Origin of the sequence: Enterococcus sp. AZ156, assembly GCF_051714165.1 — a bacterium.
Lineage (GTDB): Bacteria > Bacillota > Bacilli > Lactobacillales > Enterococcaceae > Enterococcus_B > Enterococcus_B pernyi.
In genome coordinates this window covers 1,904,079-1,921,647 of the sequence record NZ_JBIORI010000001.1, presented here as the reverse complement: position 1 = coordinate 1,921,647, position 17,569 = coordinate 1,904,079, and the positions used below count along the sequence as shown (strand labels likewise).

15 protein-coding genes are annotated in these 17,569 nt (G+C 39.3%); all 15 read left to right on the top strand.

What is annotated here, in order from left to right; all coding sequences use genetic code 11:
• Window positions 1–128: 128 nt before the first annotated feature.
• The 15 genes from IGJ95_RS09140 (at window position 129) to IGJ95_RS09070 (ending at window position 17,130) form a co-directional block, all read left to right on the top strand.
• Window positions 129–1,892 carry a 1-deoxy-D-xylulose-5-phosphate synthase gene (locus tag IGJ95_RS09140; RefSeq protein ID WP_153830207.1) on the top strand — a complete coding sequence of 588 codons (1,764 nt, stop codon included), beginning with the start codon at window positions 129–131 and terminating at the stop codon, window positions 1,890–1,892.
• Window positions 1,893–2,202: 310 nt separating this feature from the next.
• A complete protein-coding gene (locus IGJ95_RS09135) occupies window positions 2,203–2,985 on the top strand; it encodes an ABC transporter ATP-binding protein (RefSeq protein WP_153830206.1) in 783 nt (260 codons plus the stop codon).
• Window positions 2,982–4,667, top strand: coding sequence for an ABC transporter permease subunit (locus IGJ95_RS09130; protein WP_438761763.1), 1,686 nt, complete (start codon window positions 2,982–2,984; stop codon window positions 4,665–4,667). Before IGJ95_RS09135 ends, IGJ95_RS09130 begins: the two co-directional genes overlap by 4 nt.
• Window positions 4,594–5,592, top strand: a complete 999-nt coding sequence (locus IGJ95_RS09125) for an ABC transporter substrate-binding protein (protein WP_153830204.1) — start codon at window positions 4,594–4,596, stop codon at window positions 5,590–5,592. Before IGJ95_RS09130 ends, IGJ95_RS09125 begins: the two co-directional genes overlap by 74 nt.
• Before the next feature lie 10 nt (window positions 5,593–5,602).
• Window positions 5,603–6,754, top strand: a complete 1,152-nt coding sequence (phnW, locus tag IGJ95_RS09120; protein ID WP_010735061.1) for a 2-aminoethylphosphonate--pyruvate transaminase — start codon at window positions 5,603–5,605, stop codon at window positions 6,752–6,754.
• A complete protein-coding gene (phnX, locus tag IGJ95_RS09115; RefSeq protein ID WP_010735062.1) occupies window positions 6,747–7,541 on the top strand; it encodes a phosphonoacetaldehyde hydrolase in 795 nt (264 codons plus the stop codon). The genes phnW and phnX overlap by 8 nt, the downstream gene beginning before the upstream one ends.
• A gap of 249 nt (window positions 7,542–7,790) precedes the next feature.
• Entirely contained in the window at window positions 7,791–8,558 is a 768-nt protein-coding gene (locus IGJ95_RS09110; RefSeq protein ID WP_010735063.1) for a DeoR/GlpR family DNA-binding transcription regulator, read from the top strand.
• The gene (locus IGJ95_RS09105) at window positions 8,555–9,952 is read left to right on the top strand and encodes a M24 family metallopeptidase (RefSeq protein ID WP_153830203.1); all 1,398 of its coding nucleotides are present in this window, start codon (window positions 8,555–8,557) and stop codon (window positions 9,950–9,952) included. Before IGJ95_RS09110 ends, IGJ95_RS09105 begins: the two co-directional genes overlap by 4 nt.
• 130 nt (window positions 9,953–10,082) lie before the next feature.
• Window positions 10,083–11,099: a family 20 glycosylhydrolase gene (locus IGJ95_RS09100; protein WP_010735065.1), complete on the top strand. Its 1,017-nt coding sequence runs from the start codon at window positions 10,083–10,085 to the stop codon at window positions 11,097–11,099.
• A 260-nt stretch (window positions 11,100–11,359) separates the two neighbouring features.
• Entirely contained in the window at window positions 11,360–11,509 is a 150-nt protein-coding gene (gene rpmG / locus IGJ95_RS09095) for a 50S ribosomal protein L33 (protein ID WP_010735066.1), read from the top strand.
• Between the two features lie 35 nt (window positions 11,510–11,544).
• Window positions 11,545–11,661 (top strand): putative metal homeostasis protein, encoded by a 117-nt coding sequence (locus IGJ95_RS09090; RefSeq protein WP_096081604.1) that lies wholly within the window; start codon window positions 11,545–11,547, stop codon window positions 11,659–11,661.
• 51 nt (window positions 11,662–11,712) lie between these two features.
• Entirely contained in the window at window positions 11,713–12,264 is a 552-nt protein-coding gene (locus tag IGJ95_RS09085; protein WP_010735067.1) for a GNAT family N-acetyltransferase, read from the top strand.
• Between the two features lie 266 nt (window positions 12,265–12,530).
• The gene (alsS, locus tag IGJ95_RS09080; RefSeq protein ID WP_153830279.1) at window positions 12,531–14,192 is read left to right on the top strand and encodes an acetolactate synthase AlsS; all 1,662 of its coding nucleotides are present in this window, start codon (window positions 12,531–12,533) and stop codon (window positions 14,190–14,192) included.
• Between the two features lie 557 nt (window positions 14,193–14,749).
• Window positions 14,750–16,573: a hypothetical protein gene (locus tag IGJ95_RS09075; protein WP_438761759.1), complete on the top strand. Its 1,824-nt coding sequence runs from the start codon at window positions 14,750–14,752 to the stop codon at window positions 16,571–16,573.
• Between the two features lie 71 nt (window positions 16,574–16,644).
• Window positions 16,645–17,130, top strand: coding sequence for a hypothetical protein (locus tag IGJ95_RS09070; protein WP_153830202.1), 486 nt, complete (start codon window positions 16,645–16,647; stop codon window positions 17,128–17,130).
• Window positions 17,131–17,569 lie beyond the last annotated feature (439 nt).

Here is a 17,569-nt window from a genome sequence, read left to right as displayed (position 1 = left end):
TTATAAAAAATAGCTTTATAACAGCAGGTTCAACATTTTCGCAAATCAGAATTATTTGTTAAAAAAATCACTTGACTTAGAGTTCGGTTCAAGGTGTATGATTAAGCAGAAATAAAGGAGGGAAATTCATGTTATTAAAACAAATAAAAGGTCCTCAAGATCTAAAGAAATTGAAGCAAGAAGAGCTTCAACAAGTGGTAGAGGAAGCACGTGCCGCGTTATTGCAAAAAATCAGCCAATATGGTGGACATAATGGCCCCAATCTAGGCGTTGTTGAAATGACGGTAGCGCTACATTATGTGTTCGATTCACCAAAAGATCAATTTGTTTTTGATGTCTCACACCAAACCTATGTGCATAAAATGTTGACAGGAAGAGCGCAAGCGTTTTTGGACCAAGCACATTATCAGGAAGTCTCAGGTTACACGAACCCATTAGAGAGTGAACATGATCTCTTTACGATCGGACATACATCGACTTCATTGTCTTTAGCAAATGGTTTAGCTAAGGCGAGAGATTTAAAAAACGAAAAAAATAATGTCGTTGTAGTGATTGGCGATGGGTCTTTATCGGGAGGTTTAGCCTATGAAGGTTTGAATAATATTTCTGAACTAGGCACCAATACAATCATTATCGTCAATGATAATGACCAGTCGATCGCAGAAAATCATGGAGGACTTTACAAAAATCTCAAAGAGCTAAGGGAAACGAATGGTCAGGCCACGAACAATTTCTTTAAAGCATTAGGACTTGATTATCGCTATCTTGACGCAGGTAATGATTTAGCTGCTTTGATCGAGTTATTCGAAGAAGTAAAAGATCAAAAAGAGCCAGTTGTGTTGCATATCCATACCGTCAAAGGAAAAGGTTTCTCCTTTGCAGAAGAAAATCGCGAAAAGTTCCATGCGGGTGGACCGTTTAGTCTCGAAACAGGTGAGTATCTGCGATCGAAAGGAGCAGAAACCTATAGCGGTCTAACAACAGACTTCTTATTGCGCAAAATGGCGGATGATCCAACAGTTGTGGCAGTAAATGCAGGCACACCGATGATTTTATTTACACCGGAACAACGTCAACAAGTTGGCGCACAATTTGTTGATGTAGGGATTGCCGAAGAACATGCGGCGACGATGACTGCTGGTTTAGCTAAAGGCGGGGTAAAACCTGTATGGGCAGTCCATTCACCATTTTTACAAAGAAGTTACGATCAAATTTCTCATGACTTAGCGTTGAATCGTTTATCAGGTACGATCCTCGTGACACTTGCTTCTGTAAACGGAATGAATGATGAAAGTCATTTAGGGATCTTTGATATTCCATTTTTGAGTCATATCCCAAATCTAGTCTACTTAGCACCGACAACTAAAGAAGAATACTTAGCGATGCTTGAATGGTCGATCGATCAAACGGATCGATTAGTGGCAATCCGCGTACCAGTCGGCCCAATCACTTCTTATGGTAAAGTAGATCGAACAGATTACAGTCAGTTATATAAGAACAAAGTCATCCAAAAAGGCGAAAAAGTAGCAATCATTGGTGTAGGTAATTTTTATGGTTTGGCAGAAGAAGTCGCTGTTGAATTGAAGAAACATCTCCAACTAACTGCTACGGTGATCAATCCAGCGTTCATCTCTGGTTTAGATACTGAATTACTGGATGAACTTAAAGATACGCACGATATAGTAGTAACACTTGAAGATGGTCTCTTGGAAGGTGGCTACGGTCAAATGGTCGCTGGCTATTTAGGAAATGCAACGATTCGTGTACAAACTTACGGCTTAGATAAAGCTTTTCATGATCGCTATGAAGCATCAGAACTATTAGCGGAAAATGGGCTGACAGTAGAGAATATCGTGAAAAATATTAAAGAAACACTTGCCGAGCAACGATAATCAAGTCGAAGAAGTGCTTATTTCCGGAGAACGATTTGGAACGAAGCGAGCTTACACTTGAACCAAATTTACATCAAATAGATAAATAAAATGATCTAATAAGTAATCACTGAAACAGTGGTCTGCTTTCAATGCTGAGGATAGCGCATTGAAGCAAGCCACTGTTTTTTTATAGAAATACTTATCTGAAAATGATTATAAAATTTACACAAAAAATATATATTCCTACAAATAATTTACTTAAAGTTAATCAGAAGTAAAAAGTGATTTTCTACAATTAGCAGTATAGAAAGAACAAAGGAGTGAACGCATGTTAAAGCTAGATGGTATTAGTAAGACGTTTAATCATCATGAAGTTTTAAAAGAAATCAATGTATCGATCGCTAAAGGTGAGATCGTTTCGATACTCGGTGCTTCGGGTTCAGGAAAAACAACTTTATTGAATATCATCCTTGGATTGGAGCAACCAACAAATGGTCAACTACTTTATGATGGCGAAGATATCACAAAACAGGTCATGGAAAAACGACCATTTAATATTGTCTTTCAGGACTATGCTTTATTCCCTAACCTAAGTGCCTATGAAAACTTGGTGTACGGGTTGCGAAAACAAAAAAATATCACTTCCAAAGAAGAATTGCAAGAATTGATCGATCTATTGGATTTGAATGATCATTTGGATAAACGCATCCACCAACTATCTGGCGGGCAAAAACAACGGGTGGCATTAGGTCGAACTCTGGTGATGAAACCCCAAGTATTGTTACTTGATGAGCCCTTAAGTGCATTGGACGGTGTCATCAAAGAATCGATCAAAGAACGTATCCAATTGATTGCTAAAAAACTGAACTTAACGACGGTCATCGTTACGCATGATCCAGAAGAGGCATTGACCCTTTCTGATAAAATCATGGTTTTGAAAGATGGTCGAATCGCACAATACAGTACACCAAAAGAAATCGTGACGAATACGATGGAACCCTTTGTACAGGCATTTATTGTCGATCAGCTAAAAATCAAACGACGTAATATTGAACGGATCTTTACTCAAGCAACCGGCGTAGTTCATGAAAAAGTGGTTCGCTTCTCATGAGAAAGATGAAAATAGAAGCACTACTGCCAGCGTTCATCTTGTTTGGTTTTGTCCTCGTATTGTTTTATCCCTTAGCGAATGTTTTGAAAGAAGCGTTGACTGTTGAAGGCGGATTTTCCTTTGAGTTGTTCAGGGAACTAGCAAGGAACTTCGATTGGCTAAATGCGTTAAGTAATAGTTTGCTCATTGCTGGGCTCACAGCACTTTTTGCCACCTTTCTTGGCTTCTGGTTTGCTTACGGGATGCATTTTACGAATCTACCTAAGGGGTTCAAGTGGATGATTGAGAGATGCTTTATGTTGCCAATGTTATTACCGACCATCACATACGGGTTTGTGTTGATCTATTCTTTTGGCCGTCAAGGATTGTGGACACGTCTAGTCGGTCAAGAATTGTTTTCGATCTATGGAAAATCAGGTGTGATCTTAGGATTACTGATCTATACGATCCCAGTGACTTTCTTATTGATGAATGACGCCATGAATTATTTGGATAAACGCTATTTGACGGTGTCGAGATTGATGGGAGACGGATTTTTTAGAGGATTGAAAATCACAATCCTGCAACCTTTGGGCAAAACATTTGGAGTTGCTTTCGTCCAAGCCTTTTTCATGAGTTTTACGGATTTTGGTATACCTGTAGCGGTGGGGGGGCGAGAACCGTTTATCACGACTTTATTGTATGAGTACTTTATGGGTTCGATCCCAGACTTTAATCGAGGAGCCGTCATTGCATTGATCATGTTAGTTCCTTCGATCGTTAGCATTCTGTTTTTGCGTAAGATCCAAAAAAATGATCATGCAACCCCCGGGACAAATACGTCAGTAAAAAGCAACCCTGTCAGAGATTTATTCTTTGGCGTAGGACTGACAGTTGGTGGTTTATTTATTTTAGGAGTCTTCCTCGTGATGTTTCTTCTTCCTTTTGTAGAAGGGTGGCCCTTTGATATGACTTTTACTACACGTCATATCGAAGCGTTCCTACAAACGTCTGATTTAAGAAGAACTTTGAATACAGGGATATTCGTTGCCTTATGGACAGCGTTGTTTGGAACAGTTATTGCTTATTTGGCAGCCATTTTTACCGCTAGATCCGCAAAACAAAACGTGATCCTGAAAATGATCGATAGTCTTGCTTCTGTCACGAATTCGATTCCAGGAATGGTTTTAGGGATTGCCTATTTGCTGGTGTTTAGCGGAACAACTCTTCAAAGTACGATCAGTATTTTGGTGATTGCCAACATGGTGCATTATTTTGCAACCCCTTATCAGTTAGCGAAAAGTGCCTTATTAAAAATGAATCCCAACTGGGAAAACACAGCGAAGATGATGGGGGATAGTTGGCTTGATACAGTGGTTCGGATCATTCTTCCAAATTCAAAGCGGACGATCGTGGAAATGGCTTGTTACTATTTTACAAATTCGATGGTTACGATCAGTGCAGTGGTGTTTTTGACAAGTGCCCGAACGATGGTGATCACGACTAAAATCAAAGAATTACAACATTTCGGCAGATTCACTGAGATCTTTATCCTATCCATCTTATTATTGTTGATCAATCTAACCGCAAGAATACTTGCGCAATCTATCATGAGGAGATTTGAAGCAAATGAAAAAATTAGTCAAAAAAGGGTTCATTTATCTGTCTTTCGCCAGCGCTTTAGGAATTTTAGGGGCGTGTAGTACGTCAAACGCAAGTGAGAATGCCAACGGTAACGAAGAAAAAGTCATAATATACACGAATGCAGATGAAGAGCCGGTTCAAATCATCAAAGATGTTCTTGATTCGAATGGATTTGAAAACCAATACTTGCTACAATCCTTCGGTACTTCGGAATTGAGCGGTAAACTCTGGGCAGAAGGCACAGATATTGAAGCGGATCTAGTGACAATGAGCACGTTCTATTTGGATGGTGTCCAAGAAAATGAACCGATATTCAAAGAATTGGCATTAGAAGTCCAACCAATCGATGATCTGCCAAATTACCAAGTACCGATGACGACACAAGAAGGGGTCATTTTCTACAATACTCAAGCAATGGAAGAAGCAGACTTGCCTGTACCGACAAGTTTAGCTGATTTAGCTGATCCGATCTATGAAGGGCAACTAGCGATTTCTGATATCAACCATTCCTCAACAGCTTGGTTATTGTTCCAAGGATTGATTGATCAATATGGAGAGACAAAAGCACAAGCGATTTTAGCCGATATTTATGACAATGCAGGCGACCATATTGAAGCGTCTGGTTCGGGTCCGTTGAAAAAAGTCCGCGTCGGTGAATTGGCGTTGGGTTTTGGGTTACGTCATCAAGCACTCAAAGATAAAAAAGAAGGATTGCCGATCGATTTTGTGGAACCAAGTGAAGGAACATATGCTTTAACAGAATCACTCGCGGTGATCGATAAAGGAGAAGCGACGAATCCTTTAGCCGAAGAAATGTTGAATGTGATCCTTAAAGAAGGTCGGGCAGATTTATTACAATTCTACCCAAGTAAACTTTATGAAACAGATGATCTAGCGGGGGTTGAAACCGCCAAAAATCAAAAAGTTTTCCCGGAAGCATTAACCCCAGATCTGCTAAAAAAACATGCCAGTCTAGTTGAATAGGAGAAAGAAAATGAGTGGAAAAACAAAGGTGATCGAACATTATGAAAAAGAAATCAATCACAGTAAAATCAATTATAAATTACTGACACCAGGTCCTCTGACCACGAGTCGTACAGTGAAAGAAGCAATGCTTGTCGATCATTGTACATGGGATGATGATTTTAAAGTCATCACTCAGGCGATTCGACAACGATTGCTTGATCTTGCTGGTGTCTCCAATGAGGCTTATACAGCTGTTTTGATGCAAGGAAGTGGCAGCTTTGCAGTTGAATCTGTGTTAAGTTCAGTTGTTGGCGCGACCGATCGTTTACTGATCTGTACAAATGGTGCTTATGGCGAACGGATGGTGCAAATGGCTCAATACCATGGCATTGATCATGTGATTTATCAAGTGGCTGAAAATGAAACACCACAAGCTGAAAAAATCGAGGAACTATTAGCGTTGCATCCTGGTATTACTGCACTTGCAATGATCCACAGTGAAACGACTTCTGGTATTTTGAATCCTTTAGAAGAGATTTCAGCAGTGACAAAGAAACACAAATTATGTTTTATCGTCGATGCGATGTCAAGCTTTGGCGGCATTCCGATCCCTGTTGGCGCGTTAGGAATCGATTTTCTAGTTTCAAGTGCAAATAAATGTATCCAAGGAGTACCTGGATTTGGTTTTGTGATTTGTCAAAAAGAGCTATTAAAAAAAAGTGCCGGACAAGCACGCACGTTGAGTATGGATCTGTATGATCAATTTCGTGTGATGGATGTAGACGGGAAATGGCGTTTCACTTCACCAACCCATACTGTTCTCGCATTTTGGCAAGCGCTAGAAGAGTTGGCGGAAGAAGGTGGTATCGATGCTCGCTATGACAGATATCAGATGAACAATGAGCGTTTGCGTGAACGAATGGCAGAAATTGGGTTTGAAGCCTATGTTAGTGAGAATCAGGGACCTTTCATCACGTCATTCAAATATCCTGAGAACATCCAATTCGAATTCCAAGCATTTTATGACTATTTAAAAGCACATGGCTACGCGATCTATCCTGGGAAAATCAGTGATACTGATTGCTTCCGGATTGGGAATATTGGTGAAATCTATCTGGAAGATATCGAAAAAGTAGCTGGGTTGATCCAGCAATATATGGAGGAGCGAAAAAATGATTAATGTGGTCATCTTAGATTGGGCAGGAACAGCAGTCGATTTTGGTTGTATGGCACCGGTGTCGGCGTTTCGCGAAGCATTCAAACATCAAGGGATCACTGTGACTGAACGAGAAATCAGAGAGCCGATGGGAATGAAAAAAATCGAGCATATCCAAATGATGCTAGAAATGCCTCGTATTGCTGAAAGTTGGTTAGAAACTCACGGACGTCAGCCTGAAACTACTGATATCGAGGCAATCTATGAAACATTTGAAGAAGTATTATTCCAGCAATTGGCAAATCATGCAGAAGTGAAATCGGGTGTACTTGACACCGTCGCAACTTTACGTAAGCGAGGAACCAAAATCGGCAGTACGACTGGTTATACGAGTGAAATGATGGCAATCGTTGTTGCGAAGGCGAAAGAACAAGGGTATCAGCCAGATCACATCGTCACACCAGATGAAGTAGACGGCAAAGGGCGTCCCTCTCCAGAGATGTTATTAACGAACTTGAATTATTTTAAACAGGAAAATAGACAAGAAGTGTTAAAACTAGGAGATACGATCTCTGATATACTCGAAGGGAAGAATGCAGGAGTTCTTTCTGTGGGCGTAATTGAAGGAAGTTCACAAGCTGGTTATTCCTTTGACACGTATCAGCAATTATCGTCTACTGAAAAAGAGAAACTTTTTGAGCGGGTGCGGCAAGAATTTTTAGAAGCTGGCGCAGATTATGTGATCGATCGGTTTTCTGATTTGCCAAGACTCATTGAAACAATTGAAGAGAAGCAAGCTGTTATGAATTGAATCAATCAACCATCAAGAGGTCGAGACCGAAATGTTTAGCCTTGAAAAATAAGGCGCTAGCCGCGAAAATTGTTCTTCCAATTTTTGTGGCTGGCTCCTTATTTTTTTCGAAGAGGTTACTTCTGTTCCTGCCATTTATTCGGTTTTAGGTGGTAAAGAATTAGTGGCCCACTTATTTTACGAAAAAAACAGCAAAACATTGCAAAATAATGCAAAATAGCGTATCTTAGATGAAAGGAGTGAGCGGTCATGTTGAAGGAAGAACGCATCCAACGTATTAAAACAATGATTGATCAAGAAAAAAGTGCTTCGATCGAAGATTTAGCAGATCGCTTAGATGTGTCTAAAGATACGATTCGTCGGGACTTGATCCAGTTAGCAAAACAGCGCCAAATCAAACGGACCCATGGCGGTGCTTTAGCGATTCAAAAAGAAGCAACGATCTTTGATTATGAGCAACGGTCAACGATCCTAAATGATGTGAAAAAACAAATGGCTGAGCAGGCGCTTGAAATAATGGCAGATCCTTCCTCGATCATCTTTGATTCTTCGACCACAGTGGAAGCAGTGATTAGAGAACTGCCGGACAAAAAAATCCATGCGGTCACCAATTCTTTATCTCACGCTTTATTACTAGCCCATCATCCGAAAACAGCTATTTCCTTATTACCTGGTAGATTACACAAAGAACAGTTGTTTTTATTTGGAACGGAAACAGTGGAACAGTTGAAAAATTATCAAGCAGACTACACACTACTTGGAGTATTTGCGTTGACAAGCGAAGGACTGTTCATCCATACAGAGGAAGAAGGCTTAGTGAAACGTCAGATGATCCAACAAGGACGTAGGGTGATCGCGCTAGCGGATCATACCAAACTAGATAAAACTGGTTTTTATAAAGTCAGCGACTTATCAGCGATTGATTATTTGATCACGGATCAAAAGCCTCCAAAAGCATTAGCCAAAGCACTGACTCAGAACCATGTAGAACTCATAGAAGCGAGGAAGAATGAATGAAAAAAGAAAACATCCAGTTAACAACTATACCAAAACCAGCGATTTTTCCAGATGTTCCCCCTGTCTTTTTGACGGAGGACACGATCACCGAACGGATCAACAAAACGATCGAACGCATGAAAGACGAAGCGATAGATCTGTTGGTGATATATGCAGATAAAGAGCATGGTGGTAATTTTGAATATTTTACAGGCTTTATTCCGCGATTTGAAGAAGGATTATTGGTGTTAGATCAATCGGGCAAATTCACGATGATTCTTGGGAATGAGAATCTAAAAATGAATGCCCATGCGCGGATCACTGCGGATTTGATCCATTATCCAGCATTTTCTTTACCGAATCAACCAATGGACCATGAACAAAACCTGTCAGCTATTTTTGCATCATTAAAGGTGGCAGATAGAAAGAAAATCGGGTTAGTCGGTTGGAAGTTGTTTACGTCTATGACACAAAACAATAGCCAATTGTTCGATGTACCATTCTTTATCGTAGATGCGCTAAAACAAGCAATCACTGCGGAAACTGCTATCGTCAATGGCACTCATCTATTGATTGGTGAGGAGGGGGCGCGTGTCACGAACAATGCAAATGAAATCGCACACTACGAATATGGGGCAAATCTTGCTTCGTCTTGCATGCTACGTGCATTAGATGCCATTGAGCTTGGTGTGAAAGAATCCGAGATCGGAGAGTTGTTGCACGGACAAGGACAAGCGAATACAGTGATCACGATTGCTGCAACTGGACGCCGTTTTGAATTTGCGAATCTTTATCCGACAGCAAAAACGATCCAATTCGGTGATCCGCTGTCATTGACGACAGGCTTCAAAGGTGGCTTATCCAGTCGTACAGGATTTGTGATCGAAGAAGAAGCTCAACTGCCAGTAGAACAAGCCGATTATCTGGATCGAGTAGCAAAACCTTATTATGCAGCTATCGTCAGCTGGCTAGAAGCTATCCATATCGGAATGAAAGGGGCTGATCTCTATCAATTGATTGAAACAGTCTTGCCACAAGTGACCTATCACTGGCATTTGAATCCAGGACACTTGACGGCGGATGAAGAATGGTTAGCCTCGCCCATTTATTCTGGTTCGCAAGAAATCATCAAGAGTGGTATGATCTTCCAGTTAGATATTATTCCTTCTGTATCAGGATATACTGGAGTAAGTGCAGAAGAATGTGTGGCACTAGCAGATGAAGGATTGAGAAATGAACTGAAAGAGCAATATCCAGACATGTGGGAGCGGATCGTTAGACGTAAGCAATATTTAGCGGATGACTTGAAGATTCATTTAAGTGAAGAATTGCTGCCTTTATCAAACACTGTCGGCTATCTCCGTCCGTTCTTTTTAGCCAAAGAAAAGGCATTCTGTGTAGATTCAGTTGAATAAGCAACCTCCCTTCTTAACGATCGAGTAATCTGGTTGAGAGGGGATTTTTTTATTTAAGTGCAAAAGAGTATTTTCGTTGGGCCTCCTTTATTGTATAATATGTAAACGATTTCTTTTTGTGGAGGTAAAGATGAAAAAGGTTTTATTGATTGATAATGGCCGTAAATATTTTTCGAAAGAACAATTGATCCAGATCATAAAAAAAGCAAGTCAATGTCGATACACGGCGATTTCTTTTGCGCTGGGAAATAACGGATTACGCTTTTTACTGGATGACATGACGCTGACTGTCAAAGGGAAAACTTATTCCAGTCAATCAGTCAAAGAAGCATTGATTGCAGGAACAAAACAGTACTATGAGGATCCTAATGGTACTTATTTGACGGAAACAGAAATGGCAGAGTTAGCTAGTGTGGCTAAGGCAGAAAACATGGAAGTGATCCCGCTTATCAATACCCCTGGCCATATGGACGCGATTCTAACAGGAATGCAACAATTAGGCATCGAACACCCTTGTTATCAAACGTCGATTCGAACACTTGATTTGGATAATCAAGAAGCGGTCGCTTTCACCAAAGCACTACTTGAAAAATATGTGAGCTACTTCTCAACGATCACTAATTCCTTCAATATAGGTTGCGATGAATTTGCCAATGATTTAACTGATGGCGGATGGCGAGGACTCCAGCAGTCTGGGAAGTATCGCGATTTTGTCACTTATACCAATCAATTGGCTGAACTGGTCAAAACCTATGGGATGATTCCGATCGTATTTAACGACGGCATCTACTACGAGGAAAAAGAACAATTTGGTCGATTCGATCAAGACTTAGTGATTGCCTATTGGACAGCAGGGTGGGACAACTATCACGTCAGTTCTGCCGAATTTTTACTTGATCAAGGGCATCAAGTAGTGAATACGAACGATCACTGGTATTGGGTCATCGGTCGAAAAACAAGTGAACAAGGACATTACTCCTTTGATACAGCAAAAAACGCACTAGCGACAATTTCGACATCCACTGTAGTCAGCAATACCGAATTACCAGTGATGGGTAGTATGGTTGGTATTTGGGCAGATGAGCCACAAGCAGAGTTTGTACTAGCCGATCTGTTTGAACTACTAGAAACAACTGTAAAACAATAGTAAAGACAAAAAACTGTCATTCGATGGCGTACGTAGTTGCCTGTTGAAAATCAGTTTTTTGTTATTTTTAATTGTTTAAAATGAGTATCCATTCATTTGAAGTTATTTTCATTCGTTTTTTTATTGACAGTAATTCGCTACTAGCGTATATTATATTTTATAAATCGTAATCATTACTATTTAAAATTTGAGTGGTTTGATCGAAGCTGAAAATAGGGCAACGATTGAATTGCTAAAAAAGAGTGAGAGAAGGAGAAAACATGCGCCAAAACATTACATTAGAATGCAAAGAAACGGGTGAACGAATCTATCTGACGAGTAAAAACAAAAGAAATACACCGGAACGATTAACGTTAAAGAAATATTCGCCAAAGTTAAGAAAGAAAATGCTATTTACAGAAGTAAAATAAGGTGAAATGAATGTTCTAGAAAATGGGGGGATAAAATGGAGAAGCAAGACCTTTCAAGCGCATATAGACGATTGAACAGCCCGAATATCAAAACACGAAAACGTGCGCTCAAACTCATTCAACAATCAAAAAGATTGAAGAATAAACACTAATAGTAGTAATATCATTGGTTTCGATACAACTCTTTTTTTTGCTGTATAACGATGATAAAAAACGTGTTATACTATTCAAAAATAAAGGGGGCGAAATCAATCGATATCAAGTATACCTATGCAACGATCAAGGATCTACCGCGAATTGTGGACATTTATAATCAGTCTATCGCATCGAAGCAAGCAACAGCGGACCTAGAACCGATAACGGTTGACTCGAGGGTCCCTTGGTTTGAGGCGCATCATGCTGATTCTAGACCGCTTTGGGTAATGCGTCATGGCGATCATATCGTCGGTTGGATCAGCCTTAGTGATTTTTATGGTCGGCCTGCGTATCAACAGACAGCGGAAATCAGTATTTATCTAGACCCAGTGACACGTGGTCATCATTTAGGTAAGGCCGCACTTGCCTTTGTGGAAACTCAACTGCATCGTTTAAAAATCCAGACAGTGCTTGCATTTGTTTTTGATATGAATCAGGCAAGTAAAAAGTTATTTCTCAAAAATGGATATGCCGTTTGGGGACATTTGCCAAAAGTTGCCAATATGGGCAATCAAGAAAATGACCTGATCATTCTAGGGAAAAAATATCAAAATCAATAAAAAAGATGTACATTTTGTCCATGTGACAAAAATGTATGTTTTTTTTTTTGCTTCTTACTACACAAATGACTCATTAAGTGCTAGACTAATAGATGAAACAGGTATGAATATCTGTATTAATATTATTTCTATTTATAATGTAATGATCATGTAAGTAGCTTTGAAAAGGAAGGTGTCTCATGTTGTTTAAGGAAAAACAAGGTGTAGGAACTGTATCAGAAGAAGTAATTAAAGAAAAACAAGGTGACGAAACTGTATCAGAAGAAATGATTAAAGAAAAACAAGGTTCAACAACTGTAGTAGAAAGTTTAATCAATCATCAAGTTGATTACGTATTCGGTATTCCAGGAGCGAAAATCGATGGAGTATTCAATGAATTAGAAGATCATGGTCCAGAGTTGATCGTGACGCGTCATGAGCAAAATGCTGCCTTTATGGCGCAAGCAATTGGTCGTATTACGGGAGAACCAGGTGTGGTGATTGCGACAAGTGGGCCAGGTGCGAGTAATCTAGCAACCGGACTAGTCACAGCAACAGCAGAAGGTGATCCCGTGTTGGCAATCGCAGGGCAAGTAAAACGAAGTGATTTATTAAAATTAACACATCAAAGCATGAACAATGCTGCGTTGTTTGAACCAATCACAAAATATAGTGCAGAGATCCAAGATCCTGAAACAATTTCAGAAATTATCGCTAATGCCTATCGAATGGCAAAGAGTTCGAAAAAAGGCGCTAGTTTTATCAGTATCCCTCAAGATGTGGTGGATGCACCAGTCAAAAGTGAGGTCATCAAACCATTACAAGATCCTAAATTAGGCTCAGCATCTTCAGGAGATATCGACTATCTGGTTGAACGGATTCGTGAAGCGAAGTTACCTGTATTGTTAGTTGGAATGCGTGGATCTAGTAAAGATGAAACAGCAGCCATTCGCCAACTTGTTGAAAAAACAGGATTGCCTGTGGTAGAAACTTTCCAAGCAGCTGGTGTGATTTCTCGTCAATTAGAAGACCACTTTTTTGGTCGAGTAGGTCTATTCCGCAATCAACCAGGAGATATGCTGTTAAAACGGAGTGATTTAGTGATTGCAATTGGCTATGATCCAATCGAATATGAAGCGAGAAACTGGAATGCTGAAAAAGATGCTAGAATCATCGTCATTGATGAAACACCAGCTGAAATCGACAGTTACATGCAACCAGAACGTGAACTAATCGGGGACATTTCTGCAACATTAGATTTACTGACAGAGTCATTAGAAGAAACACAAGTATCGGCAGATGCGCAAGAATATTTAAATACGTTGCAAGAAAAGTTGAAGGCACGAGATATTTGTGAAACCAGTAGTGAAGACGGGATCTTACATCCGTTAGAAGTAATTAATACACTGCAATCGAAAGTAACGGACGACATGACTGTGACAGTTGATGTAGGTAGCCATTACATTTGGATGGCCCGCCACTTTAGAAGTTATGAAGCGCGTCATTTGCTATTCAGTAATGGCATGCAAACATTAGGCGTCGCACTTCCTTGGGCGATCTCTGCTGCACTGGTTCGTTCAAATACGCAAGTAATCTCTGTGTCAGGAGACGGTGGCTTCTTATTTTCTGCCCAAGACTTAGAAACAGCTGTACGTAAAAAATTGAATATCATTCATTTGATTTGGAATGATGGTCGTTATAATATGGTCGAGTTTCAAGAAATCATGAAATATGATCGAGCATCAGGGGTTGATTTTGGTCCAGTTGATTTTGTTCAATATGCCCAAGCTTTTGGGGCTAAAGGTCTGCGAGTAAGCAATGCAGAAGAATTGGCATCTGCCTTAGAAGAAGGATTTGCTACAGAAGGGCCAGTCATCATCGATATCCCAATTGATTATCGAGATAATGAAAAATTAGGTGAAACGATCTTACCAGACCAATTTTATTGAAAAAATAGCGTGATTTGTGAAATATCAAAATTATAAAAAAGAAGTCCTTGAACCTCTAAGAGTTCAGGGATTTTTTTTGTGAAACATATAAGAAAAATTCTCAATGGAATTTGTGAAAAATTGCCAATAATTGCCGAATAAAATGCCCTTTTTTCTCCAAGAGGATGCTAGAAACTATTCAGATGCTCTTGTGAGAGTATGCACAAAAATAATGAAAGAGAGCGTATTACTGCTTTTTAAAATCTACGCTAGTATGGATGAAGACACAAGCGGTTTAAAAGATAAAAATTCATCAAGTGTTTACCACAGTTTACATTGAGCTGGAAAAAAACTGGATTATAATACTCTCTGCCCGTAACTAGCCAAATAGAATTTAACTTTTTGAGGTGCATTGCAACTACTACGTTAAAAGAGATTTGGCGAATAATACTTTTTTTGCGCGATTCCAAAAAAAGAAGTACTTGGTCAATTTGACCAAGTTAGGTTTTGTTAGGTGGAATTTAGTGTATAAATAGATGTACAAAATTTTTTCAAAATCAAAAGTAAGGAGAAAAATTATGGGAACTAAAAAGAGGAAATGTTTTAATTTGGTTGCTGTAGGTTTAGCACTTGCGTCTGGCTTGGTGCTAACAGGTGCTAATGGAACCGTTGCTAGTGCCGATAGTGTTAAGACAGGTTATAAGTCTTCAGATGACTATTTGGTACAGCATGGTATTTATACGCTTGGTGCGACAGATGCAACGATTGAGGTTGGTTCTGTGAACGCAACTTCAATTTTATCTGCTACACATGCTATTGCTACGAATGTTCTTGCAAGTGAAATTCCGATGCAGTCACCGAATATACAAGTTATTCTGAAGCAAAGCAACGTTAAAGATGTACCTGGTCAATATAAGGTTACATTAGGCATTGCTGAAGATCCAGAGTTAGAAAAGACTGTGACAATTACCGTTGTAGATGAGAAAAAGGATGTTGGTCAAAATGGTATTTATTCATTAACTGCGAATGATGTAGTTTTTTCTATCGGGCAGGCAAATGAACAAACTATTATTGCTCAATCAGGAGCTCAAGCTAAGACTACGGCAGGGATTCCTCTAGAAATAATTATTAAAAAATCAGATGTTAAGAGTTCAGAGGTTGGAGATTACAAAGTTGTATTAGGTATAAATGAAGATCCAACTATTAGCATTACAATTAACGTGAAGATTGTTGGAACAGAAGGTGAAAAGCCTAGCACAAAGGTGATTCGTGCTTATGATGCCGTGGTAGAGGCAGGGCATATCGACGATAATTTGATTCTTTCATCTGCGAATGCTGCGGTTATCAATCCAGTTACTGGAATGGAAGTAATAGAAACCCCAGTTTATATCAAATCAAGTACAGTCGAAGATAAAGCAGGAGTCTACTCTGTCGTATTAGGAGCGAAAGGTGATTCGTCAGTCCCAGAAAAAACAATTCAAGTAACAGTCCTTGGCAACTCATCTGGAGGTGGAGAAACAAATCCGGATACACCAATCCCTAGTCCGTGGATGATTCGTGCGTATGATGCTACAGTTGAAACAGGTCAAATTGATGATAATAGCATTCTTTCCGCTGCAAATGCTATGGTCATTAATGCGGTTACGGGCATGACAATTGATACTCCCTATATTAAATCAAGTACAATTGAAGACAAGCCAGGAACCTATACAGTTGTATTAGATGCAAAAGGCGGATATTCATCAGTCCCAGATAAAACAATTCAAGTAACAGTCCTTGGTAACTCATCTGAAGGTGGAGAAACAAATCCGGATACACCAATCCCTAGTCCATGGATGATTCGTGCGTATGATGCTACAGTTGAAACAGGTCAAATTGATGATAATAGCATTCTTTCCGCTGCAAATGCTGCGGTCATTAATGCGGCTACGGGCATGACAATTGATACTCCCTATATTAAATCAAGTACAATTGAAGACAAGCCAGGAACCTATACAGTTGTATTAGATGCAAAAGGCGGATATTCATCAGTCCCAGATAAAACAATTCAAGTAACAGTCCTTGGTAACTCATCTGAAGGTGGAGAAACAAATCCGGATACACCAATCCCTAGTCCATGGATGATTCGTGCGTATGATGCTACAGTTGAAACAGGTCAAATTGATGATAATAGCATTCTTTCCGCTGCAAATGCTATGGTCATTAATGCGGTTACGGGCATGACAATTGATACTCCCTATATTAAATCAAGTACAATTGAAGACAAGCCAGGAACCTATACAGTTGTATTAGATGCAAAAGGCGGATATTCATCAGTTCCAGATAAAACAATCCAAGTAACAGTCCTCGGTAACTCAGGAGGAAGTGGAGGAGCACACCAACTTCCAAATGAAATTTTTTAAAACTTTGGAAAAAACAATGATGTTATTTTTTTCAGAGCCTTGAAAAGGAAAAGGAAGAGGTATTTACAAGTATGAAAAAAAATATTTTAAAAGCGGTAGTAGGAGTTGGAACAGTAGTCTTCATGGGGTGTGGCATGAGCATGCCTGTAGTTAATGCTGATGGGCTTACAGGAAATGTGACTCTAGATCCAGGTAGTAGTGGGGAAAGTAATGGGAATGATGGCAATGAAGTAAATGATATTCAAAGATATTTTATTTACGCAGAAAATGTTGCTCAAATTTTAGTAGGCAAAACAAGTGATCAACAGTTAATTGAAGCTGCTAGTGTGCAGGCTATGAATTTAATTGGAGGTAGTGCGGGAGTTGTTGTAAAAAATACCACCATTCATCCGAATAAAACAGGCAGTTATGAAGTAACTTTTGCTGTAGCGGAGGATTTGACTGTTGAGACAACTGTTAAAGTGAATGTTGTTGAAGAGCTTACTCATGCTGGTGAAGATGGATCAACTGATTTCCCGCATTCTTCTATGACAAGACCAGATTGGAGTTTCCAATAATTGAAGTGAAGAACGGTTACTCAAAAGGAATTTAATACGAAACTGTTAAGTTCTCACTTTTGATAAAAAAAGATAGAGTTACCTTCTATTTAGTTTATGGCTTCCAGCCACTTGTTTCAATAGGAATAGTCAAAACCACCCGTATAACGGGTGTTTTGACTTTATTATAATCTCAGATAATATCAATAAAAAAGAAAAGAAGAATCTTAAAGCCTATGGCTAGAAGGATTACTGGTATTTTAATATGTATTGTCGGGATTAGTTGTTTGGTCAGCACACTTAGATGATATCATTGTAGTTTTCGTTGTATTAATTCTAATACTTATTCCCAGGGTGTTTGATTATAGTGTTTGAATAGCTTTCCTCAGAGCTAATTTCATTACTGAGGGAATTTTTTTAGTTTTATCGTATAATATATAATAACCTTTACATAGGTACA